The 23,436-nt window shown below is 66.0% G+C and carries 19 protein-coding genes; 7 read left to right on the forward strand and 12 right to left on the reverse strand.

The genetic code is table 11. The features are described 5' to 3' along the window. Positions 1-223 precede the first annotated feature (223 nt). From fabF to gmk, 4 genes are all read left to right on the forward strand, one after another. Complete coding sequence (fabF, locus tag ACQR07_RS01450) at positions 224-1,489, forward strand: beta-ketoacyl-ACP synthase II (RefSeq protein WP_434900601.1); 1,266 nt, start codon at positions 224-226, stop codon at positions 1,487-1,489. 259 nt (positions 1,490-1,748) lie between these two features. Beyond that, positions 1,749-3,035 (forward strand): endolytic transglycosylase MltG, encoded by a 1,287-nt coding sequence (gene mltG, locus ACQR07_RS01455; protein ID WP_434900602.1) that lies wholly within the window; start codon positions 1,749-1,751, stop codon positions 3,033-3,035. Positions 3,036-3,158: 123 nt separating this feature from the next. Further along, the gene (locus ACQR07_RS01460) at positions 3,159-4,046 is read left to right on the forward strand and encodes a YicC/YloC family endoribonuclease (RefSeq protein WP_434900603.1); all 888 of its coding nucleotides are present in this window, start codon (positions 3,159-3,161) and stop codon (positions 4,044-4,046) included. A gap of 3 nt (positions 4,047-4,049) precedes the next feature. Next, positions 4,050-4,709, forward strand: coding sequence for a guanylate kinase (gene gmk / locus ACQR07_RS01465; protein ID WP_434900604.1), 660 nt, complete (start codon positions 4,050-4,052; stop codon positions 4,707-4,709). 7 nt (positions 4,710-4,716) lie between these two features. Here the strand turns inward: gmk and ACQR07_RS01470 are convergent, their stop codons facing one another. From ACQR07_RS01470 to lptF, 10 genes are all read right to left on the reverse strand, one after another. Then, complete coding sequence (locus tag ACQR07_RS01470) at positions 4,717-7,119, reverse strand: hypothetical protein (RefSeq protein ID WP_434900605.1); 2,403 nt, start codon at positions 7,117-7,119, stop codon at positions 4,717-4,719. Positions 7,120-7,407: 288 nt separating this feature from the next. After that, positions 7,408-7,908 (reverse strand): hypothetical protein, encoded by a 501-nt coding sequence (locus tag ACQR07_RS01475; RefSeq protein WP_434900606.1) that lies wholly within the window; start codon positions 7,906-7,908, stop codon positions 7,408-7,410. Positions 7,909-7,976: 68 nt separating this feature from the next. After that, a complete protein-coding gene (locus ACQR07_RS01480; RefSeq protein ID WP_434900607.1) occupies positions 7,977-9,326 on the reverse strand; it encodes a caspase family protein in 1,350 nt (449 codons plus the stop codon). 107 nt (positions 9,327-9,433) lie between these two features. Beyond that, positions 9,434-10,492: an alcohol dehydrogenase gene (locus tag ACQR07_RS01485; protein ID WP_434900608.1), complete on the reverse strand. Its 1,059-nt coding sequence runs from the start codon at positions 10,490-10,492 to the stop codon at positions 9,434-9,436. 27 nt (positions 10,493-10,519) lie between these two features. Next, complete coding sequence (gene rsmA / locus ACQR07_RS01490; RefSeq protein ID WP_434900609.1) at positions 10,520-11,380, reverse strand: 16S rRNA (adenine(1518)-N(6)/adenine(1519)-N(6))-dimethyltransferase RsmA; 861 nt, start codon at positions 11,378-11,380, stop codon at positions 10,520-10,522. Next, on the reverse strand, positions 11,377-12,378 hold the full coding sequence (pdxA, locus tag ACQR07_RS01495; protein ID WP_434900610.1) for a 4-hydroxythreonine-4-phosphate dehydrogenase PdxA: 1,002 nt from the start codon (positions 12,376-12,378) through the stop codon (positions 11,377-11,379). Before pdxA ends, rsmA begins: the two co-directional genes overlap by 4 nt. Then, positions 12,378-13,313 (reverse strand): SurA N-terminal domain-containing protein, encoded by a 936-nt coding sequence (locus tag ACQR07_RS01500; protein WP_434866998.1) that lies wholly within the window; start codon positions 13,311-13,313, stop codon positions 12,378-12,380. The genes pdxA and ACQR07_RS01500 overlap by 1 nt, the downstream gene beginning before the upstream one ends. A gap of 106 nt (positions 13,314-13,419) precedes the next feature. After that, complete coding sequence (locus tag ACQR07_RS01505) at positions 13,420-15,918, reverse strand: LPS-assembly protein LptD (protein WP_434900611.1); 2,499 nt, start codon at positions 15,916-15,918, stop codon at positions 13,420-13,422. After that, on the reverse strand, positions 15,918-17,015 hold the full coding sequence (gene lptG, locus ACQR07_RS01510) for an LPS export ABC transporter permease LptG (RefSeq protein WP_434867000.1): 1,098 nt from the start codon (positions 17,013-17,015) through the stop codon (positions 15,918-15,920). Before lptG ends, ACQR07_RS01505 begins: the two co-directional genes overlap by 1 nt. Further along, positions 17,012-18,181: an LPS export ABC transporter permease LptF gene (lptF, locus tag ACQR07_RS01515; RefSeq protein ID WP_434900612.1), complete on the reverse strand. Its 1,170-nt coding sequence runs from the start codon at positions 18,179-18,181 to the stop codon at positions 17,012-17,014. Before lptF ends, lptG begins: the two co-directional genes overlap by 4 nt. Positions 18,182-18,513: 332 nt before the next feature. Between lptF and ACQR07_RS01520 the strand changes: the two genes are divergently transcribed. The 3 genes from ACQR07_RS01520 to ACQR07_RS01530 all read left to right on the forward strand — a co-directional run bounded on the left by ACQR07_RS01520 (position 18,514) and on the right by ACQR07_RS01530 (position 21,180). Next, positions 18,514-20,010 (forward strand): leucyl aminopeptidase, encoded by a 1,497-nt coding sequence (locus ACQR07_RS01520; RefSeq protein ID WP_434900613.1) that lies wholly within the window; start codon positions 18,514-18,516, stop codon positions 20,008-20,010. Positions 20,011-20,024: 14 nt separating this feature from the next. Beyond that, positions 20,025-20,477, forward strand: coding sequence for a DNA polymerase III subunit chi (locus ACQR07_RS01525; RefSeq protein WP_434867003.1), 453 nt, complete (start codon positions 20,025-20,027; stop codon positions 20,475-20,477). Between the two features lie 205 nt (positions 20,478-20,682). Then, positions 20,683-21,180, forward strand: coding sequence for a hypothetical protein (locus ACQR07_RS01530; protein ID WP_434867425.1), 498 nt, complete (start codon positions 20,683-20,685; stop codon positions 21,178-21,180). A 46-nt stretch (positions 21,181-21,226) separates the two neighbouring features. Here the strand turns inward: ACQR07_RS01530 and ACQR07_RS01535 are convergent, their stop codons facing one another. Further along, the gene (locus tag ACQR07_RS01535) at positions 21,227-23,095 is read right to left on the reverse strand and encodes an ABC-F family ATP-binding cassette domain-containing protein (protein ID WP_434900614.1); all 1,869 of its coding nucleotides are present in this window, start codon (positions 23,093-23,095) and stop codon (positions 21,227-21,229) included. Positions 23,096-23,159: 64 nt separating this feature from the next. After that, positions 23,160-23,360 (reverse strand): hypothetical protein, encoded by a 201-nt coding sequence (locus ACQR07_RS01540; protein WP_434900615.1) that lies wholly within the window; start codon positions 23,358-23,360, stop codon positions 23,160-23,162. Positions 23,361-23,436 lie beyond the last annotated feature (76 nt).

Raw genomic sequence — 23,436 nt, forward strand, 5'->3', positions numbered from 1 at the left:
GGCTCCGGGCGAGAGTTGTGCGAAACCGGCCGGTCCGCGTCGTGCGGTCGACCGGTTTCTTGCTATTGGCGGCGTCGCGATGCGCCGTCGCATGAAGGGCCGGGGTGCACGATGCGGATGCGCTGCCCGGCTAGATCGTGTTGATCAAAACAACTGACCCCATGGGTAGCGACGGCCGTCAGCCGAACCACACGCGCTCAAGGTCGGGTCTGGAGAAACGAACATGAGGCGGGTTGTTGTCACGGGCCTTGGCATGGTTTCGCCGCTCGGCTGTGGTGTGGAAACGACCTGGCAGCGCATCCTCGAGGGCAAGAGCGGCGCGCGCAGGATCGAGACATTCGACGTGTCCGATCTGACGGCCAAGATCGCCTGTCAGGTGCCGCGAGGCGACGGCAGCGACGGCACCTTCAATGCCGACCAGTGGATGGAGCCGAAGGACCAGCGCAAGGTCGACGACTTCATCATCTTCGCGATGGCCGCCGCGCGCCAGGCACTCGACGATGCCAACTGGCATCCTGCGACCGAAGAGGACCGCTGCGCCACCGGCACAATGATCGGCTCTGGCATCGGTGGCCTCTCGGGCATCGCCGACACGGCGATTCTGCTCAAGGAGCGTGGCGCACGAAAGGTGTCGCCGTTCTTCATTCCGGGACGACTGATCAATCTGGCGTCGGGCTACGTCTCGATCGAGCACGGCCTGAAGGGTCCCAATCATTCCGTGGTCACGGCCTGCTCGACGGGCGCCCATGCGATCGGTGATGCGAGTCGGCTGATCGCTCTCGGCGATGCCGACGTCATGGTCGCCGGCGGAACCGAATCGCCGATCTGCCGGATCGGCATGGCCGGCTTCTGTGCGGCGCGCGCCTTGTCGACCGGATTCAACGACACGCCGGAACGGGGGTCGCGTCCCTACGACAAGGATCGCGACGGCTTCGTGATGGGCGAAGGCTCCGGTGTCTTGGTGCTGGAAGAATACGAGCACGCGAAGGCGCGCGGTGCGCGCATTTATGCCGAGGTCGTTGGTTACGGGCTGTCGGGCGACGCCTATCACATCACGTCGCCCTCGCCGGATGGCGATGGCGGCTTCCGCAGCATGAGCGCGGCGATGAAGCGCGCCGGCATCACGGCTGCCGACATCGACTACATCAACGCCCATGGCACCTCGACACAGGTCGGCGACGAGATCGAGCTCGGCGCGGTCGAGCGCCTGCTCGGCAACGCCGCCTCGAAGATCTCGATGTCGTCGACCAAGTCGTCGATCGGCCATCTGCTCGGCGCCGCCGGCGCCGTCGAAGCGATCTTCAGCATTCTCGCGATTCGGGATAACATCGCGCCGCCGACGATCAATCTGGAGACCCCGTCGGTCGAGACCGCGATCGACTTGGTGCCGCACACGCCACGCAAGCGGGAGATCAACGTGGCGCTGTCGAACTCGTTCGGTTTCGGCGGCACCAATGCGTCGGTGATTCTGCGGCGCGTGGTGAGCTAGTGAGGAAGGTTGGAATACCGCTGCGAACCGTTGCGGTTTCGTCACGTGGATTTCCGACCACAGCCACACTAGAACCTAAGAGTTCGCGTGTCCTTCGCAGGACGATCAGGCGCGGAACGGGCGGCCATGGCCATGAGACCCGGCGAAACACCTTTTCGCCGTATTCGACGATAAAGCGTGAGGATGGGCGTGAACTTCAGGTCGCTTGCGTGGGGTGCGCACGGCCACGACGAGAGCGACAGCACTGAAGGTTGCATCGATGAGTGAACGGCCGCCCATCTCGCCCCGTAGTCCGCGCGCAGCGCTGGAGCCCGAACGGGTGCCGCCCCCGCCACGTCGCTCCGACCGGGCGCGCAATCCGTTCGTCGTCGTGGGCAATGCGATCATCACGCTGCTGCTGCTGGCGATGATCGGAGCGGGGGCCGCCTACTACTATGGCCGCCAGATTCTCGAAGCCGCCGGGCCGCTGCAGGAAGACAAGATCGTCAACATTCCGCAGCGCGCCGGCAAGCGTGACATCGCCGACGTGCTGGCGCGCGAAGGCGTGATCGACGTCAATCCGTGGATCTTCATCGGCGGCGTCTACGCACTCAAGGCAAGCTCCGACCTGAAGCCGGGCGAGTATGCGTTCCAGAAGAACGCGTCGCTGCGCGACGTCATCGGCGTGATCGTCGAAGGCAAGGTCGTGCAGCATGGCGTCACGATTCCCGAAGGGCTGACGTCGGAGCAGATCGTCGCCCGTCTGTCGGACAATGAGATCTTCACCGGCAGCGTCCGTGAGATTCCGCGCGAGGGAACGCTGTTGCCGGAGACCTACAAGTTCCCGCGCGGCACCAGCCGCGACCAGGTGATCCAGCGCATGCAGCAGGCGCAGAAGCGTGTGCTGGCCGAGATCTGGGAGCGCCGCAGCCCCGACCTGCCGGTCAAGTCGCCGGAGCAACTGGTGACCCTGGCCTCGATCGTCGAGAAGGAAACCGGCAAGCCCGACGAGCGCAGCCGCGTCGCTGCCGTGTTCGTCAACCGGCTGAAGCAGCGGATCAAGCTGCAGTCGGATCCGACCATCATCTACGGCCTGGTCGGCGGCAAAGGCACCTTGGGGCGTCCGATCAAGCGCAGCGAGATCACGCAGCCCTCGCCCTACAATACCTATGTGATCGAGGGCCTGCCGCCAGGGCCGATTTCCAACCCGGGCCGCGCCTCGCTCGAAGCGACCGCGAATCCGGCGCGGACGCGCGACCTGTATTTCGTCGCCGACGGGTCCGGCGGTCATGCCTTCACCGAGACCTACGATCTGCACCAGAAGAACGTCGCCAAGCTCAGGGCGATGGAGCGGCAGACCCAGAACGACACGGTCGAGCCCGACGAGGCGCCGCCGGCGGTGGCCGGCGGATCAGTGGTGGATCCTGCGGGCGCAGCCCCCAGGACACCTCCCGTGGGCGCCAAGAGGCCGCCTGCCAATCGTGCGACTGGCGCAGCGCCCGCAAACCCCGGTAACGGGGCGCGGCAGGGGGCGGCCCAACCGAGCCCGCCGGTCGTTCAGCAATAATTTCCCACGCATGCCGGCCGCGCAGAACCGGGCTTAACATTTGGCCAAAAGGCCGTAAGGTTCGCGCACTTTTGGTGGGGCGAGTCTGTCGCCCGTTCCTGATGTGCCGGAGATATTGCTGAAATGGCGCTGTCGAGCATGACCGGCTTTGCCCGTAGTCACGGGGCAAGCGGTCCCTACTCGTTCGAGTGGGAGTTGAAGTCGGTCAACGCCAAGGGATTGGACGTCCGGGTGCGGCTGCCGCAGGGTTGGGACGAGGTCGAGGCTTACGCCAAGAAGCGCGCGTCCGAGCAACTGTCGCGCGGGACCGTCTATGCAAACCTCACCGTCAAACGTTCCGAAGCCGGCTCTGCGGTGCGCATCAACGAGGACGTCCTGGCTGCCATCGTGAAGGTGGCGAGCTCGCTGTCCGGCCGGATCGACGCCGTCGCGCCGAGCATCGACGGCCTGCTGTCGATCAAGGGCGTGATCGAGGTGGTCGAGCCGGAGAGCGACGAGACCGAGGAGAAGGCGGCGAAGGATGCTGCGATCGCGGCGTTCGAAACGGCGCTGAAACACCTGGTCGAGATGCGCCGGCGCGAAGGCGACACGCTCGGACAGATCCTCAACCAGCGCGTCGACGAGATCGAGACCTTGGCGAAAAAGGCTGAGGCGTCGCCGGGCCGCAAGCCCGAGGCCATCAAGGCGCGGCTCGCGGAGCAGGTCGCAGCGCTGCTCGAGACGTCCGATCGCTTCGATCCCGATCGCCTAGCGCAGGAGGCGCTGCTGATCGCTGCCAAGGCCGACATCCGCGAGGAGCTCGATCGCATCGCCTCACACGTCAGCCAAGCGCGCGAGATGCTCGGCAAGGGCGGGCCGGTCGGCCGCCGGCTCGACTTCCTCGCCCAGGAATTCCATCGCGAGGTCAACACCACCTGCTCGAAATCGAACGACATCGAGCTGACGAACACGGGACTCGAGATGAAGACCGTGGTCGAGCAGTTTCGCGAACAGGTCCAGAATCTGGAGTGATCCATGGCGGCTCACGACGGAAGCTTTGATGGAGTCGAGCGGCGCGGCCTGATGTTCGTGCTGTCGTCGCCGTCGGGGGCGGGCAAGACGACGCTGTCGCGCATGCTGATCGAGCGCATGCCGGGACTGCAGATGTCGGTGTCGGCAACGACGCGCCCGATGCGTCCCGGCGAGGTCGACGGCCGCGACTATCACTTCGTCGACCGCGCGCGCTTCGAAGACATGGTGAAGCGCAACGAGCTGCTCGAATGGGCGACCGTGTTCGACAACCGCTATGGCACGCCGCGCCCGCCGGTCGAAGCGGCGCTGTCCGCAGGGCAGGACGTGCTGTTCGATATCGACTGGCAGGGCACGCAGCAATTGCGCGAGAAGGCTCGGCAGGACGTCGTCAGCGTGTTCATCCTGCCACCGTCGGCCGCCGATCTGGAGAAGCGGCTTCACACCCGTGCGCAGGATTCCGACGAGGTCATCCGCGGCCGCATGAGCCGTGCCAGCCACGAGATGAGCCACTGGGCGGAGTACGACTACATCGTCATCAACCGCAACGTCGACGACGCCTTCGCCGAGGTGCAGTCGATCCTCAAGGCGGAGCGCCTGAGGCGCGAGCGCCGGACCGGGCTGACGACGTTCGTGCGCGAGCTGCAGCGCCAGCTCGAGGGCTGAGATCCGCTTACGCGCGGCGGCCGAGGCGCGCCAGGATGTCCTGGATGCCGTCGAGCTCATCGTCCTGTTGATGAATGTTGCGCGGCCGCGGTCGCAGCGCCTGGGGCCGCGGGATGAAGTCGAGCGGCGGGGTCGCCGGGTCCTCATACGGCGGCGGCACGAACAGCGGACGCTGCTGCTGCGGCGGTTGATGCTGATGCGGTTGGGGCCGCTGCTGCTGCGGTTGGGGGCGTGGTCGCTCGGGAGCTGCGGGCACCGGCGGAAGCGAGGAGCGCGACTCGAGCAAGCTCATCAGCTGTGCGGCCGGATCGCCCTGAACGGGCGGATTGCGCCGCGGTGCCTCGGCGACGAACGCCTCCGTCGCGTAAGCCTCGCGGTCGTCGTCCTGGGGCGCCTCGGCCTCCATCTCGTCCTCGGGCAGCGCAAAGCGCGATTGCAGCAGGTTGATCAACGCCGCCGCTGGATCATCCAGATCGGAGTCGTCGCTCGGCGACTCCATGGCCGCTGCGGGGAGCCGAGCCTGTTCGTCGTCCGGCTGGCGCGTGGGCTGCCGCGCCGCATGGGCGCGAAGGGTCTCGATCAGCGCCGCGGCCGGGTCACTTGACGGCGGCGCCGAGGAGCCCGCGGAAGGGGCCATCGTGGCAGCGCGTTGCGCAGCCGCCTGACCGTCATATGCGCGATCGGGTTGCTGCTGTGGGGATTGTTGCTGCTGTGGGGATTGAAGGGTCTGGGGTGTAAAGGCCTGGGATGCGAAGGCCTGAGTCGCAGCCGCTGCGGCCATCGGCACTGCAGGCGCGGCCGCGCCCTGATCGCCAGGCGTTGGCTGCGAATCGCGTCGCTTGGCCGCCCGGGACACCAGCAGCGCAGCGATGACCTTTGCAGCATCCATCGGCGCCGCACCCGCGGTTGCGCCAGCGCCGCTCCGCGCCCTTCGCAGGGCGGAGACGATCTCGCCCACATCGACGGGAGCGGTCGCGTTCGCGGGGGTCGGTTGTGACGGGGCGGCTGGTTGGGGCGCCGCCATCGTTGCAACGGCCTGGGCCGGCGGCATCTGCGGCGTGGCCGGCCAGGTTGCAGCTGGCGCGCCGGGGGCGGCCGCGTTCTGAGGCACGGCCTGTTCGCGGGCAGCGGCCTGGGCAGCCGCGAGCTTGGCCGCAGCCGCGTGAGCGGCAGCGCGTTGAGCTGCCGCCAACTGAGCCTGCTGCATGCCAGGGGCGGCTTGCGAGACGGGCGATCGTGGGTCGCCTTGCGCCGTGGCCGCTGCAGCCGTCATTGCGGCGTGCCGGACGGCGGCCTGATCGGCGAGCTGGTCGGCAGCCTGCCACACAGCAGCGTCGGCGGCCGGCTGCAACCGCGGCACTTCGGCCGCCTCGTCGCGCTCGCGTCGGCCCGCCATCGCGCTCGCACGGTCCTGATAGGCTGCATCCTGATAGGCTGCGGGGGCCGTAGCGCGGGTTGGCCGTGGTGGGACCTGCTCGGGCATCGACGCGGACAGACGTGCGCTGGCGACGTCGAGCGCCGAAGCCGGCTCTGGTGTGCGAAAACCGGCCGAGCCGGCGGACGCACCGCGCGCATTGAACTGACCGAAGCCCGAATTGTTCGCGGTGGCCTGGACCTTGCCGCGCGGCTTCGCGCGCGAGCGGCGCGTTTGTTCCGTCGCGTGCCAGTCAGTCCCGCGCCGGCGCTTCCGTCCGACCCGGCTGAGACGATAGAGCGCGCTGGCCAGCAAGCCGGAGATTGCAAGCGCTCCCACCACCACGAGCATCAGAATGGGAATCGGGGCCCCGGGCTTGGTCGTCTTCGGCGGACCCATCGCCGACCCGTCGGCCGGTGGCGTCGCGTTGGCATCCGCCTCGGCATTGCCTTCATCGGCCATGGCGGCAGGTGATACGTCACTCGTCGTCGGCTCGACGCGTTGCGGCGCGGCGGACGGCCAGGGCGAGCTATCGAGGCTGCGTGGCAGGCTGGCGTCCGACGCCGTCAAAGTCGTCGGCGTGATCGCGACGTTCTGCGGTTTGGGCGTGCCTCTCACCGCAAGGTCGGTGCGCAGCCGTGGCGCGGGTGCTTCTGCGAGGGCATCGGCGGCGGTGCGCGGTGCAGGCCCGTCGCCGCGCTTGGCGGTCAGTTTGGGCGGCGTGGGCTGACCGAAATCCCAGGGGGCGGGCTGTTGCGGCGTGCGCGCCGGTGCCGCGATGTCCCGGGTGTTGCCGTTGGCATCCTTGAGATACCAGCAACGTCGGTTGGTGCCGCGATCGAAACGGTAATACCAACGCTGCGCGTCGGATTTCTCTCCGCTCGGCTCGGTCAGGCAGTCTTCCGCGGCCATCACCACGCGCGGCATCACGATCAAGGCAAGTCCAGCAATGCCGGCTGCAATGGCGATTGCAACTCCTGCCGTTCGGCTTGCCATTGATGACTCCGGATACGCGACGCAACGGTGCGTTCTCGGAAACAAGTTGGGTGGCAATGAGCCGCAATTCCGGATTAATTCTGGCCCGCTCCTTTCACCGCAAGGTGCGGCTTTTTTCCCACAACGGGACCCGCGTCACGCCCAGCACATTCGGCCGCGATGTCGCGGCAAATCCGCCACATCAGTAAAGATCGATTGTCCGCGTGCGAGCAGGGCTGCGGCGCTGACGAGCGCTGCGCTTGGGGACGAACGATCTCTGCTGCTGACCGCCGCCAGCCAGTGCGTCCGCTACTGCTTGACGCCGGTCCAGGTTCCCGAGCAGCCGTCGCTGCGGCGGAAGGTGCCGGAGGCGGTGCGGCCGCTGGCCCGGCCCGACGTGGTGAAGCGGACGCCGTTGTCGCTGCCGGATGAATTGACCGCGCCGCTCGGGGAGACCGTCCCCGACGTCACGCCTTGAGCGATGATCTTGCCGCTGGTGACGACCACGGCCGAGCTCAGTGTTCCCGGGCAGGCGGCGCCTCCGATATTGGTGACGACCCAGGCTCCGTCGAAGCTGTTGGCGCCGCCGGAAGGCCGTGCGCGGGGCGTTTCGGACGAGCTGCGGCGCGGCGACGGCCGTTCGCGCTCGACCGCACGCGGCTCGGAGCGCGAGCCCGAGATCGCCTTGTCATCGTTGCCGATACTGCCGCCTGCACTGCCCGATTGCGCCCGGAGCGTGGTGACCGGTAGCGCCATCATCAGGAAGGCCAGGATGCCTCCACCTGCCCAGCGCGCAACTCGCATCGGCATCATTCGTTATCCTCGCATCCTGTTAGTTCGATCATTTAGTTCGATCACTTGGCTGAACATGGGTTCGCTCACCGGCCGGAGCCGTCGGCGCATACCGCGCCGACGATGCGACAGGATTTTCCAGCCTTGCCGCAGTCGTCAAGAGCGGCGTCGCGCGCGGCCTTGATGGTATCCCGCTGTATCAGCGACCATGATTTGTCCGAGATGGCGAAAGCGCCGCAATGGGCGCCGTAGAAGCTGAGTTCGACGGGACATTTCGCCGATCCGCAGTTCGACCGCGCATCGGCGACGGCGGCGCGGCGCGAGGCGTGATTCCACGACATGCCCCATTTGTTGTTGTCGACGCCGTAGACGATCGAGCCCCACGGCTTGAGATCGTCGAGCTTGCGCAGCCGGCTCAGCAGGCCCTCGGTGGCTTCACCGGTCGGTGTGATGCTGCTCTTCTCCTGAAACCGGCTGATCGCGCGCGCGAGCGTATCGCGGCCATCGCCGGACTGCGGATCGAAATTGCGCTCATAGAGACGGTCGCGGACTTCGCCGATCAGCGCGGCATCCTTGAGCGGGATGCGGTCGGGGTCGGGCCGCAGCGTCGTGGCCGGCGCTTCCTGCGCGGGCATCGCCGCGACCTGTGGTCCGCTCTGCGGCACCGGCGGCACGAAGTAGAACGCGCCGTCGATCGGCGACGACGACACCCAGGGCTGCTGCGCGCCGCTGGTGGCGCGCTTCACGGCCAGGCCGACCTGGTTGAAGGTCTGGAAGATGTCGAGGCCCGGCTGCGTCAAGGTCGCTGCCAGGGCCTTCGTATACGGGCTATGACCGTCGTCGCCATCTTGCGCGACGTTTCCCGGCTGCGTCGCATAGGAGATCAAGGTGCCGTCCGGCGCACGCATCTGCGCAAGGCCGCCGTCGGCCGCACGCAGGCTGCGCGTGCCGAATGGATTGTTGCGGCAGGCATCGAGGATGACGACGTTGAGCCGCGTGCCCGAGCCCTGCATCTGCCGCAGCACCAGGTTGACGTCCATCATCTGGAAATCGACATCGGCCTCGCGCGTCGGATTGGCGCCGACCGGCACCAGATAGTTGGCGCCGGCGACCTGCACGCCGTGCCCGGCGTAGTAGAACAGCGCGACATCGGCACCCTGGACCTCACGGCCGAAGCTCTGGACCGCGCCGTCGATCGCCGGCTTGTCGAGATCGAGCTGGGCGCGGCCGCCGGTCAGCGTGAAGCCGAGCCGCTTCAAGGTCTCCGCCATCAGCGCGGCATCCTTGGCCGGATTGTCGAGGCTTGCGATGTTGCGATAGGCGGAGTTGCCGACGACGAGCGCGACGCGCTTCTCGGCGTGCGCAGGCAGGATGCAGCATAGTACCAGAAAGGCCGCGAGCAGCAGGCGGCTACCTTCATACGCGCATCGTTGCATCACCTCAGGCCCCGTCGCCACGTCCTATCAAGCGATGGGGCAGAGTAGCAGCAGACGGCCGTGGCGCAAGTGCCGCGGCCGCCTGCCATGTTCAGGGAGTGAACTAATCAGTTCGTCAGCACGACGCGTCCGACCACGTGTCCGGCGCGCAGCGCATCGATCCATTTCTGCACGTCGCCCATCGGCTCCTCGCGCATCGGCGGCGGCTTGATCTTGCCGGCGCGCGCCAGTGCCATCAGTTCGTGCGCCTCGGCGAGCGTGCCGACCATGAAGCCCTCGATGGTCATGCGCTTGTACACCCATTGAACCATCGGCAGGGTGAACTGGCCGCCCATCAGTCCGGAGACGACGATCTTGCCGCCGCGCGCGGCGACCGCCACTGCAAACGCCATCGATTTCTCGTTGCCGGCGAAATCGACGATTTCGTCGAAGCCGCCGTCGGTCTCCTTGAGGATACGCTTGATCACGTCCGGCTCGGCGGGGTCGTAGGCCGTGGCGGCGCCGTTCTTCAGCGCCGTCTCGCGTGCGGCGGCGGAGAGATCGGCGACCGAAATCGGCTGCTTGAACATCGCCTGCGCGAACGACAATCCCATCATGCCGACGCCGCCGAGACCGATCAGCAGCAGATTGCGCTGCCGCGGCCGGTCGACGAGGCGCTTGAGCGCGCCATAGGCGGTGACGCCCGAGCACATCAAGGTCGCCGCCTGGTTGACCGGCAGCGGATCATATTCGAGCAGATATTTCGCGTCGGGCACCAGCACGTGCGTGGCGAAGCCGCCATCGATCGAGACGCCGAGGAAGCGCTGCCGAGCGCACAGATTCTCGTCGCCATTGGCGCAGTCGCGGCACTGGCCGCAGCCGATCCACGGAAACACCGCGCGCCGCGCGCCGATCAGCTCCTTCGGCACGTCGGGCCCGACCTCGTCGACCACGCCGGCGATCTCATGTCCCAGGGTGAAGGGCAGCGTCATGCCGCGGGTGGTGTCGAGACGCTTGCCGCCGCCGAGATCGGCATAGCCGTCCTGGATGTGAAGGTCGGAATGACACAGGCCGCAGCGCTCGATCCGGACGAGAACCTCGCGTCCCGCCGGCTTCGGCGTCTCGACGATGGTTTCGCAGAGCGGAGCGTCGAACTTGACGAGCGACTGGCGGCGCATCAACGCCATGAGACATCTCCCTGAAATGCTTGTCGATTACGATTTGTTGTCGGCGCGACTATTGGTCAATTCGCGGGCCATGGCAGCAAAGCCGGACACCGGGATGGTCTCGGCGCGGCGGGTCGGATCGACGCCTGCGGCAGCGGCCAGACGCGCGGGATCGGCGGGCAGCGATTTCAGGCTCTGCCGCAGCATCTTGCGACGCTGGCCGAAGGCCGCGGCGGCGACCTGCTCGAGCGCGCGGCGGTCGCACGGTTCGGGCGCGGCGCGCGGCACCAGCCGCACCACCGACGACGTCACCTTCGGCGGCGGCACGAAGGCCGACGGCGAGATGTCGAACAGGATCTTGGTCTCGCAGCGCCAGTTCGCGAGCACGCCGAGCCGGCCATAGGCCTCCTCGTCCTCGGTTGCCACGATGCGCTCGGCGACCTCGCGCTGGAACATCAGCACCATCATGTCGTACCAGGGCGGCCACGGCTCGGTGGAAAGCCAGCCGACCAGCAGCGCCGTCGCGATGTTGTAGGGCAGATTGGCGACGATCTTGGCCCTGTTGCTGCCGAGGTAGGGACGCGGATCGAACGTGCGAGCGTCGCCGCAGACGATCTCGAGACGGCCGGGATAGCGCTCGGCGATCGCCTGCAGCGCCGGAATCGCGCGCTCGTCGTGCTCGACCGCGATCACGTGGCGGGCGCCGAGCGCCAGCAGCGCGCGCGTGAGGCCGCCCGGACCGGGACCGATCTCCACGACCGTGACGTCCTCGAGCGGGCCCGCCGCGCGCGCGATGCGGGCTGTGAGATTGAGATCGAGCAAAAAGTTCTGGCCGAGCGCCTTGCGCGCCGACAGCTGATGCTCGCGAATGACTTCGCGCAGCGGCGGCAGGTCGTCGATCGCGCTCATGCGGCTCGGCTGGCCATGCGCGCGGCCAGACGCAGCGCCGCCACCAGGCTGGCCGGATTGGCCGTGCCTTTGCCGGCGATCGCGAAAGCCGTGCCGTGATCGGGCGAGGTGCGGATGAAGGGCAGGCCCAGCGTGACGTTGACGCCCTCATCGAACGCCAGCGTCTTGATCGGGATCAGCGCCTGGTCGTGGTACATGCAGACGGCGCAGTCGTAGGTCTTGCGCGCGGCGTCATGAAACATGGTGTCGGCTGGCAGCGGACCCTGCACGTCGAGGCCGGCATTGCGCAGATTGGCGATCGCCGGCGCAATGATCGCATCCTCTTCGCTGCCCAGCGCGCCGTCTTCCCCGGCATGCGGATTGAGTCCTGACATGGCGATGCGTGGCCGTGACACGCCGAAATAACGCCGCAGGCTGGCAGCAACGATGCGGGTCGTGGAGGTGATGAGCGGGCTGGTGAGCTGCTCGATCGCCTCGCGTAGTGACACGTGGATGGTCACCGGCACGACGGCCAGCACGGGCGACCACAGCATCATCACCGGCTGCGGAACGCTGCCGTTATCGGCCGCGAGCTCGGCGAGAAACTCGGTATGACCGGGATGGGAGAAGCCGGCCCGATACAGCACGGCCTTCGCGATCGGATTGGTCACGACGGCCCCGGCACGTCCGGCCTTGACGTCGGCGACGGCTTCACGGATCGAGCCGATGACCGCCTCGGCGCTGGTCACATCGGGACGCCCGGGCTGGGACGTCACGCGATGGCCGGTGGGTACGACGGGCAATGCCTTGGCGAATGTCTGGACCGTGTCGGCCGGATCCACCTCCGCAACGGGAACCTCGAGGCCGAGCAGTTCCGCGCGCTGCGCGAAGAAGCTGGGGTCGCCGCGCAGGTAGAACGCCGGGAGGTCCAGCTCAGTCCGGCGCAGCCACGCCTGCAGGGTGATGTCGGGTCCGATGCCTGCAGGTTCGCCCAGCGTGAGCGCGAGGGGCTTGCTCATCAGCGATATTCGATCATCGCAGCCTTGCGGACTTCCTGCAGATAGGCCTTCGACGTCGCTTCATACTTCTTGGTGTACATCTCTTCGCGGATCTGGCGCTTCTTCGGCGTATCGATGGTGGTCGGACTGCGCGAGCACAGCGCGACCATCTGAACGCCCTGCTTGGTCGCCTCGGGCGGGGTCAGGTGACCGATTGGCGTGTCGTCGAGCAGCTTGCGCAGATTGGGCGGAATGTCGGCCGAGGTCTTGACGACGATCTCCTTGATGACGGCACTCGCGGTCGTCTTGAAGACATTGTTGGCTTCGGCGCAGGTCTGAACCCGCGCGCGCAGCGCCTCGGCCTCCTTGCGCCGCGCCTCCATTGCGCCCTGGTCCGACGAGTTCGTGACGATCAGCACGATCGGCTGCATCTTGTATTCGAAGGCCTGGCCCTGCTGATCGGAATCACCGGCGGCTGCCGCGGCGGCGGCGACGTCCTTGTCGGACACCAGCAGGCGTTCCTTGTAGCGGCCGCGCACCAGGCTGGACCACACGATCTCCGCCTTGATGCGGGCCTTGAGCGTCTCGGCGCGGACGCCCTGGCTTTCGAGCGATTTTGCCAACTGCTCGGCGTTGAGCCGCATGCGCGAGCCCATGCCGGCGAACGACTGGTCGATGTCGGAGGACGTCGGCTCGACGCCGAACTTCTTGCCCTCCTTGATCTTCACCTTGTCGTCGATCAGCTCGTTGATGACCTCCTGGCGGGTCTGCTGCTTATGCGTGCTCAAGAAGTTGAGCTTCATGCGCTGCTCGACGTCGAAATTGGTGATGGGATCGCCATTCACCATCACGACGATGCCCTGGGCGTGAGCGGGGCATAGTCCGGCAATCGACACCAGCAGCGCGAGACTGCAGAGAGCCAGGGCCAGAATGCGGGGAGGGAACGCGATGGTCATGACCAAGCTTCGTTGTTCGCAAACATGAATTCAACCGGGAGCGGCACCTCGGCTCGTTGTCGGGATCGTTTCCGCCCGACCTGCACCGGTCGGAAACCGGTGCGCACTACTGGAGGCCGCCACCCGCTCCATTGGTCGAGGACGTCGCAAGCGTCCGAAGCCCGATCTGCAGCATGTAGGCATGGCTCAGAACGGGTGGAGTGGCACCTGCTGTATAATTATACGACGTTACGTAGTTCGCGGCCAGCACGAAACAATCGTCCACATAGCCTGCGCCGATCACATACTGGTTGATCTTGTTGGCGGCGAGGTCCCAGCGCGCCGCGCCGGTCAGCACCCAGTTGGGCGCGACCTTGACCGAGCCGCTGCCCAGGATGCCCTCACGCCGGTTGAGGTAGCCGATCGCCGGATCGGCGGCGTAGTTGCCGTAGGTCAGCGCCATCGACCAGCGGTCGAAATTCGCTTTCGCCTCGGCTTCGAAGCGCTGGACGTTCAGGGTCTGCTGGTCGAACCGGCTGCGCATGCTGAACGTGTAGGTCCGGTTCGGCGAATAATCCACCCGCGCGACGTAGTCGGAGGCTCGCTTGTCCAGGCCGGAACCGATGCCGGTGTTGTTCATGTCCTGCACGGCGAACGAGTTCAGGCCGAACAGCTGGTAGGACTGGCCGAACAGCACGTTGATGGTTCCGCCGCGATCGAATTGCGTGGTCGCCTGGACGCCGACATTGGCGCGGCCGCCGCCCTCGACACGATCGTAGCCGGAGAACTTGTCGACGCTGAACAGGTTGCTGGCGTCGTACACCAGGCTCTGCGCGTCCTCGTTCGGCAGCTTGCCGGCATAGGACTCGTTCGGCCGGATGATGACCTGCGCGATCGGCTCGATCGTGGTCGTGCCCCACGGCTGGACGTTGATGAACGGGTAACGATACTCCAGGCCGATCGTCGGCATCAGCCGCAGCGCCTGGGTGTCGCCGGTCTGCAGGAAGTTGCCGACGCCTGGCTGCGCCGACACGTTGGCGTTGATCGCGTCGGCGCGCAGGATCGCGAACGGCGTCCAGATCTGACCATAGGGGTCAGTGTAGGATCGCCGCCACTCGGCCTGCGCGGTCAGGCGGGTATAGGTGCCGGGCGTGGCGCGCAGCAGACACTGGGTGGGCAGCCGAGCGCGCGGATCGGCCGACAGCGCCGTGCACAGGCCGGCGGTGTTGGCAGTCTGCGTAATCGGATCGAACACCGCCTGTTCGCGCGTGAGATTCACGAAGTTGGTCTTGTAGCTGAACTCGCCGCCGAACACCGGATGGTTCAGCACGTTCGAATAATCCAGCACCGGATAAACCACCGGGACGGTCTGCTGGTTGCCGGAGAAGCTCAGGTAGTGCATCGCCCGGACGTCGAAGAAGCTGCGGCTGCCGACGCCGGTCAGATACAGCTGCGAGATCGCCTCCGTCGGCAGGCTCATGAACGAGTTGAACGGGTCGCGGTACTGCGCCAGCCGGTAATCCGACAGGAACGTATAGTCGGACAGCAGGATGCCGTCCCAGCCCCAGACCCATTTGTCGTTGATCGCGAACTGGCCCTTGGTGTCCAAGCCGCCGCGGAACTGACGGTCGCCCGGCTGGCCGGCGAAGGCGTTGCGGTTCAACTGGTCGATGCCGTACAGCCGCACCTGATAGGTGCCATTGCTGAGGCGCTGACGGAATTCGGTCTGCAGCAGCACGCCCTGCTTGGAGGTGATGCGCGGCGTGAAGGTCGCGTCGTAATCCGGCGCGATCGCCCAGTAATAGGGGATGTCGACGCCGAAGCCGTAGCCGGCGGTCTGGCTGAAGCCCGGCATCAGGAAGCCGCTCTTGCGCTTCACGGTCGGATCGGGCGTCGAGAAATAGGGAATATAGGCGAGCGGAACGCCGAAGAATTCGAGCTGGGCGTTCTCGAAATACAGCATCTTCTCGGTCTGGTCGTGGATGATGCGCGCACCCTTGACCTGCCACAGCGGCGGCTTCTTCGGATTGTCCTTGCACGGCGCGCAAGCCGTATAAACACCGTTCTCGAACACGGTGTAATTGCCGTTCGAGCGGTCGGCGCGCGTCGCCGCCATCCGCGTCTGATCCTCGGTCTCGACGCGCAGCGAATCGACGAAGCCGTCGCGGTAATTGTCCGACAGGTCGAGGCTGTTGGCGTAGGTGATCTTGCCGTCGGCGTCGGTCATGCGGATGTTGCCTTCCGCATGCAGGCGCTTGGTCTTCTGGTCGTAGATGACCTTGTCGGCCTCGACCGATGTACCGTTGTAGAACAGCTGCACGTTGCCGACCGCCGACACGCGCGAGCTGTTGTAGTCGTAATCGACCTCGGTCGCCTGCACCAGCATCTGGTTGTCGTTGGCGACACGCGGCGGCGGCGGCTTGGGCGGACGGGGATTGTAGGTGAAGCTCTGCGCAGCGGCAGGCGAGAACGCAGCATCAACCGCTGCCGCCAGCACGAGGCCGAGCGTCAGCGCAAACGCGAGTACGACAGACCCGGCGCAACGGGCGCGCGTGAACGCAAGGCGCGCAACGGCATACTGCCGGAGCGCGGCGAGCGCGGTCTGACGGACGGCAACGAACGACACTAGCCGTCCTCCTGGTAGAGCAAGGCCATAAACCCGGTGAGGCCGCCGACGAATACGGGCAACCACGCCGCAACGATCGGTTCCATCAACGCAGCCTTGCTCAAATCTTCCGTTACTTTCGACAAAACGTAGAGCAGAAAGCCGGCGCCCACGCCACTCAAAACCATTTTTTGTACGCCACCCATTCGGAAGAACCTGAGCGACACGGACGCGGCCAGCATGACCATCGCAGCCAGCAAAAACGGCTGTGCGATCAGCTTATGATACTGCAATCGATACCCTGCGGTCGCGAAGCCCGAGCTCTCCGACGAACGGATGTAGCTCGGCAGTTGCCAAAACGACACAGTTTCGGGGGTCGAGAAGCTGTTGCGAACCTGCGCCGGCGTCAGAGTGGTGGGCAGGATGAACGTCGGTTCGTCCACCGGCGGCGCGTCGAGCGAGAATCGGCGCACCGATTTGAACACCCATTGGCCCTCTTCGAGCGTCGCCTCGCGCGCCTCGATTCGGTCCTTGAAGCGCTTGTCCGTATCAAAACGGAACAGCGTCAGTCCGGTCAGCCGAACACCCTGCTGCTCGCTGCGCGCGGCGTTGATGATGACGGAGCCGTCCGGGTTGAGCTGATTGAGCCAGAAGCCGGACGCATCCTGCACGCCGCCGCCGGGCGCCGACCCGAACAGTTCGGCTTCCATCCGCTTCGACAGCTCGCGCAGGTTGGCCGACATCGGATTGTAAAGCGTCGTTGCCATCAGCCCGAGCAGGAGCGCGCTGGCCAGCGCCGGGGCGATGAACTGCCAGGCGGAAACGCCGGCTGCGCGCGCCACCACCAGCTCGAGCCGGCGCGACAGCGCGAGATAGCAGGTCATGGCGCCGATCAGCACGCAGAACGGCATCATCTTCTCGAGCAGCTGCGGCACGCGGAACAGCGACGTCTCGGCGACCATCAGCGCGGAGGCCGACGCCAGGCCGGATGTCCTGCGCACCATCTCGATGTAATCGACCAGCACCAGCAGCAGGAAGATGCTCGCGAACACGCCGACCGCCGAGACCAGGAAGCGGCCGGCGAAGTAGCGCCCGAGCGTGTTGGTGACCATGTTCATGCGGCGGCCGGCCTTCTGAACAGCCGGGCGATTCGCTCATTGGAGCGGTTGATCGCTTCCACCAGCCGGGCAGGCGGCTCGACCACGATGCCGCCGATGATGATCCAGATGCTCAGGCCGAGCACGCCGAACAGCATGATGTACTGGATCAGCGCTGCGATCGGCGTCTTCACGGTCATGACCGAGCAGGCAAAGCCGGCCATGCGGACCCCGAACACCGCGAGAATGGCGCTGCCGAAAGAGAAGTTGCGGCTCTGGCGGGTCGTGCGCGGCGCGCCGAGAAACGCGAAGGTGAGGGCGGCGAAGGCGAACGGATAGATCGGCGCCAGGAAGCGGTCATGCAGCTCCTGCCGGAACTGTCCGGGGATCTGCTTGTAGATCGGATCGTCCTCCGACGGCGCCATCAGCTCCCACACATAGCGCTCGCGGATGCCGAGCGTGACGTCGCGGCCCTGGTTCGAGAACTTCGACATGTCGAAGGCATAGCGTGCGAACGCGACCATCGCCGGCTCGCGCTTGCCGAGCTCGAAGCGTTCCAGATTGCCATCCTCGAGCACCAGGAAGGAGCCGTCGCTGTTCTTCGCGACGGTGCCCTCCTCGGCGACAATCGTGATTCGTTCCTTGGGGTCGCGGCGGTCGTCGATCAGAATGCTCTTGAGCTTGCCGCCGGGCTGCCGCTCGCCAATCCGGATCGTCAGGTTCTGGTCGAGCTGCGCGAAACGCCCGGGTTGCAGGATGTTGGTGAGCACGTCAGCGGTGATTTCGGCGTCCCACTGCTTGATCCGGCGCAGGCCGTCGGGGGCGATATAGGACGCGAGCACGGTCACCAGCACGGCGACGACGCAGGTGGCGTAGGCGAACGGCACGAACAGCCGGATCGGCGACATGCCGGCGGCGTTCATGACGATGATTTCCGAATCGGTCGCCAGCTTGTTCAGCGTATGCGACACCGAGATCATCAGCGCGATCGGGGCGATGACGCCGAGCAGCGAGGGGATCACGAGGCCGGTGATCCCGAGGAAGGTCAGGATGGTCTGTCCCTGGCTGGTCATCAGGTCGATGCCGCGCAGCGCCTGGGTGATCCAGATCACCCCGGTGAGGCTGACCAGGACTACCGCAAACGACGCCAGCGTCGTGCGAAAGATGTACCTGTCGATGGACCCCATCGTGCGCGCTCGATCCCCGTTCAGCAGTCCCGGAACGAGCGCTGCAGCCACCCTCGGAACGGGTCCCTCAGGCTGCTGGCGCCATCACGTTCCATGGGCAGTGAATATCATTACCATCCCTTTGATCCGTCGACAAAATGGCTGTGGCGTGGCGCCACGAAAATTCGGCTAAAATTTCATTGTTGTGGCCGCCCCGCCACGGGAGGCTTGGCAGCTCCGGCCAAGGCGGGCCATACTGCTGCGAAGTTGGGTTCCGAACTGCCGCCATCCCCGTCTGTCCGCTCGGATTTCTGGACGTCGGCGGCTCTCACATCGAATTTGGAGGATTGCTGATGTCCGACGCCGTCAAGGTCGGCTTCGTCCCGCTGTCGACCGCGCCGCGCGGTATTGTCGTGGCATTTTGCGACGACACCCTGCGACTTGGAGTCGCGACCGACAAGGCGCTGGGAGGGGTCTCGGACCTCATCAAGCGCGCGGCCGGGGCGACCCGGTTCAAGGGCAAGGATGGCGCGGTGCTGGACCTGCCGGCACCCGAGGGAATCAAGATTCAGCGCTTGATCGTGATCGGCACGGGCAAGGGCGGCGATCACAAGGAAAAGGATTTCCTCAAATATGGCGGTATCTTAGCCGGAAAGCTCAACGCTGTAACTGAGCCGGTCAGTGTGCTGGCCGAGCTGCCGGCGGGGCCGATGACGCCGGATCAGGTCAGCTCGCTCGCGGCCGGCCTCAGGCTCCGGGCCTATCGGTTCGACCGCTACAAGACCAAGAAGAAGGACGAAGAGGGCGGCGTCAGCGCCCCGATCTCGATCGCCGTGTCGGACGTCGCCGCCACCAAGAAGGCGTTCGCGCCGCGCGGCCATGTCACGGACGGGGTGATTCTGGCGCGCGATCTCGTCAACGAGCCGCCGAACGTGCTCTACCCGGAGGAGTTCGCCAAGCGCGCTGCCGCCCTGCGCAAGCTCGGCGTGACCGTCGAGATCCTCGACGTGCCCGCCATGAAGAAGCTCGGCATGGGCGCGCTGCTCGGCGTCGGCCAGGGCTCAGCGCGGCCGAGCCGTACGGTGGTGATGCGTTATAATGGCGGCAAGAAGGGCGAGCAGCCGGTCGCCTTCATCGGCAAGGGCGTGTGCTTCGACACCGGCGGCATCTCGATCAAGCCGGCCGGCTCGATGGAGGACATGAAGGGCGACATGGGTGGTGCCGCCTGTGTGGTCGGCCTGATGCACGCATTGGCGGCCCGCAAGGCCAAGGCCAACGTGATCGGCGCGATCGGCCTGGTCGAGAACATGCCGGACGGCAACGCCCAGCGCCCCGGCGACATCGTCACGTCGATGTCCGGGCAGACCATCGAGATCATCAACACCGACGCGGAAGGCCGGCTCGTGCTCGCCGACGTGCTCTGGTACGTCGCGACCAAGTTCAAGCCGAAATTCATGATCGATCTGGCGACGTTGACGGGGGCGATCATGGTCGCGCTCGGCACCGAGCATGCCGGCCTGTTCGCCAACAATGACGATCTGGCCGACAAGCTGATCAAGGCGGGGCAGGAGACCGGCGAGAAGGTCTGGCGCATGCCACTCGGCTCCGAATACGACAAGCTGATCGATTCGCAGTTCGCCGACATGAAGAACACCGGCGGCCGCCACGGTGGCTCGATCACGGCCGCGCAATTCCTGCAGCGCTTCGTCAACGATACGCCGTGGGCGCATCTCGATATCGCCGGCACCGCAATGGGCGCGCCGAAATCGGAGATCAACCAAAGCTGGGGATCCGGCTATGGCGTTCGTCTGCTCGACCGGCTGGTGTGGGATTCCTACGAAGCGAGGTAGGGGATCGCTGTGCGATGACCGAAGTTCTGTTCTATCATCTGCAGAACATGACGCTGGAAGGCGTGCTGCCGCCGCTGCTCGAGAAGTCGCTCGAGCGCGGCTGGCGAGTCGTCGTGCAATCGACATCGGAAGAACGTGCAGATGCGCTCGATGCGCATCTGTGGACCTATCGTGACGATTCGTTTCTGCCCCACGCCACCTGGCGCGTGGCGGATGCGGCCGACCAGCCGATCGTGCTGGCCGTGGAAGAGTCCAATCCCAACGGCGCCAATGTCCGGTTCCTGGTGGACAACGCGCCGCTGCCGTCCGACGCGCACAACTATGAGCGCATGGTGCTCGTGTTCAACGGTGATGATACGGATGCGCTCGCGGCGGCGCGGTCGGCATGGACCGATTGCAAAACGCGTGGATTCGATGTCACCTATTGGCAGGCCGACGAGCGAGGGCGTTGGCAACGTCGGCAATGATGGCGTAAGCATCGTGACGCGGGTCATCGTGGCTGCGTCGCGCGATTAATGATAAACTGCCGGATCTACCGGCAGAGCATTGGCAAAGCCACGAACGTGCCGCAAAGTGGTGTTGGGACAAGACGTTACACTGTCCACCGGTTGCAATTCAGCAAGGTTCATCGTGCGAGACAACAAACAGCTGACGCGCGTTCTGGCGTTCCTGGTGCTTGCATCGGCCGTGTCCGGCTGCTCGGGCGCGGGCGATCTGCTGTCCAAGGACAACGAATGGTTCAACCGGCCGCAGCGCCTGTTCATCAAGAGCATCTCGATCGATACGCCGCCGCTGACGCCGGACAAGCCGATCGGGGCCGAAGATCTCGTCGGTGCTGATGGCGGGTGTCCGGGCATGGCACCGGCGGCCGGTGCTGCAGGAGCGAACGCGCTGTCCAGCGACGCGGGCGCGGCGCCGGTGCCCGCCGGCGGCACCGTCGCGCTCGGCCACACCGAATGTGACGTCGTCCGCGGCATTGGTGCGCCGGACAGCGTCAACATCGGCAACAATGGCGGTGATCGCGTCGCGACCGTGACCTGGCTGCGCGGCGCGCGCGCCGGCGTGTACACGTTCACGGCAGGACGATTGAGCTCGATCGAGCGCGCCCCCGATCCCGGCCCGGCGTCGAAGATGGCGAAGCCCGCCAAGGCGAAGAAGCGGGCGGGCTGATTTCGGCGTCTGATGCCGCCGTGTAAGACGGCTGCTGCGCAACGTGTCAGCCTGCGGCCTCGTCGTAGAGCGTGCTGGCTTCCAGCCATTGCTCCTCGGCGCGCGCCAGTGCCTCGGCGGCATTCGCGCGCGCCTTCGACAATTGTGCCGCCTGCTTCGGATCGCGCGTGAAAATGTCGGGCAGCGACAAGGCGTCGTCGATCTTGGCAATGATATCGGTGATGCGCGTGATCTCGGCTTCCGCAGCCGAGATCTTCTGCTTTAGCGAGCCCCGCTTGTTGTCGCCGCGCGGCCGCTCGGGTTTCTCCGTGCTCTGCGACCGCTCATTATCGCGTGACGGCGTCGCACTGCGAGCCGACAGGATCATGCGCCTGTAGTCGTCGAGATCGCCGTCATAGGTCTTGACCGTGCGGTCGGCGACGACCCAGAGACGATCCGCGCAAGCCTCGATCAGATAGCGGTCGTGCGACACCATGATCACCGCGCCCGGAAATTCGTTGATCGCCTCGGCGAGCGCGGCGCGGCTGTCGATGTCGAGGTGGTTGGTCGGCTCGTCGAGGATGATCATGTTCGGACCGAAGAACGTGGCGAGCCCGAGCAGCAGCCGCGCCTTCTCGCCGCCCGACAGACTCTTCACCAGCGTGTCGGCTGCCTTGCCGGAGAAACCGATCGCGCCGGCGCGGGCGCGCACTTTCGATTCCGGTGCCTCGCCCATCAGCTTGCGCACATGCGTGTAGGGCGAACCGGCCTCGTCGAGCTCGTCGAGCTGGTGCTGGGCAAAATAGGCGATCGACAACTTGTCGGCGCGCGTCACCTTGCCGGAGAACGGCGCCAACCGGGCCGCCAGCAGTTTCACCAGGGTCGACTTGCCGTTGCCGTTGGCGCCGAGCAGCGCGATGCGGTCGTCATTGTCGATCCGAAGCGTCACGCGGTTGAGCACGGGCTGCGCGGCGTCGTAGCCGACGGAGGCGTTGTCGACGGCGATGATCGGCGGCGACAGCAATCTCTCGGGTGCGGGGAAGCTGATCTCGTGAACGTCCTGGGTGACGAGCGCGGTGATCGGCTTCATGCGCTCCAGCATCTTGACGCGGGACTGCGCCTGGCGCGCCTTCGAGGCCTTGGCCTTGAAGCGGTCGACGAAGGATTGCAGCCGCGCGCGCTCCGCCTCCTGACGCTTGACGGCCTTGGCGTCGAGCATTTCGCGGGTCGCGCGCTGCTCTTCGTAGGAGGAGTAGCTGCCGCGGTACAGCGTCAGTTTGCCGCGGTCGAGATGCAGGATCTGGTCGACCGAGGTTTCGAGGAGATCGCGGTCATGGCTGATCACGATCACCGTGCGCGGGTAGTGCGCCAGATGGTCCTCCAGCCACAGTGTGCCTTCGAGGTCGAGATAGTTGGTCGGCTCGTCCAGCAGCAGCAGGTCGGGGGCGGCGAACAGCGTCGCGGCGAGCGCCACCCGCATGCGCCAGCCGCCGGAGAATTCGGCACAGGCGCGGGCCTGATCGGCGGCGGAAAAACCGAGGCCGCTGAGAATGGCGGCGGCGCGCGCCGGGGCCGAATGGGCATCGATGTCGACCAGCCGGGTCTGGATCTCCGCGATCCGGTCGGGGTCCTCGGCGGTTTCGGCTTCGCGCAGCAAGGCATCGCGTTCGAGATCGGCCCGGAGTACCACCTCGACCAGGCTTTCCGGTCCGCTCGGCGCCTCCTGGGCCAGGCTACCGATCCGCCATCGTGGCGGTACGGTGATGGTCCCGTTCTCCAGCGACAGTTCGCCGCGGATGGCCTTGAACAGCGTCGACTTGCCGGTCCCGTTGCGGCCGACCAGGCCGACGCGGGCGCCGGGCGGGATCTGCACCGAGCTGTGGTCGATGAGAAGCCGTCCGGCAAGACGGATCGAGATGTCGGAGATGGAAAGCATGCGCGCCTTGTCACCGCGCGGCCGGCCAAACGCAACTGCTTTGTCACGGCTTCAGGCGCTTAGGTCATTCGAACCAGGTCATCCCAAGGTCACGCTTGCCGTCGTCGCGCTTGCGCAACTCGTTCATGAGGTGCGCCAGCGGGCCGGGCAGATGGGAGGCGTCCGGAGGCAAACTGCGTTGCAGCCGTTCACCCACGGCATCGCAGATCGATCGGCTCACTTTGCGATCGAGTGCTTCGCTGAAATCGGTGGTGCGGCCAGTCATGACGGAGTTCCAAGAGCAATTGTAAAGTGATGCTCTATCAAGTCATGGCACGCCTATTGGTTTCCGCGTGGCCAAG

This window comes from Bradyrhizobium sp. HKCCYLS20291 (assembly GCF_051167715.1).
In the GTDB taxonomy this organism is placed as follows: Bacteria; Pseudomonadota; Alphaproteobacteria; order Rhizobiales; family Xanthobacteraceae; genus Bradyrhizobium.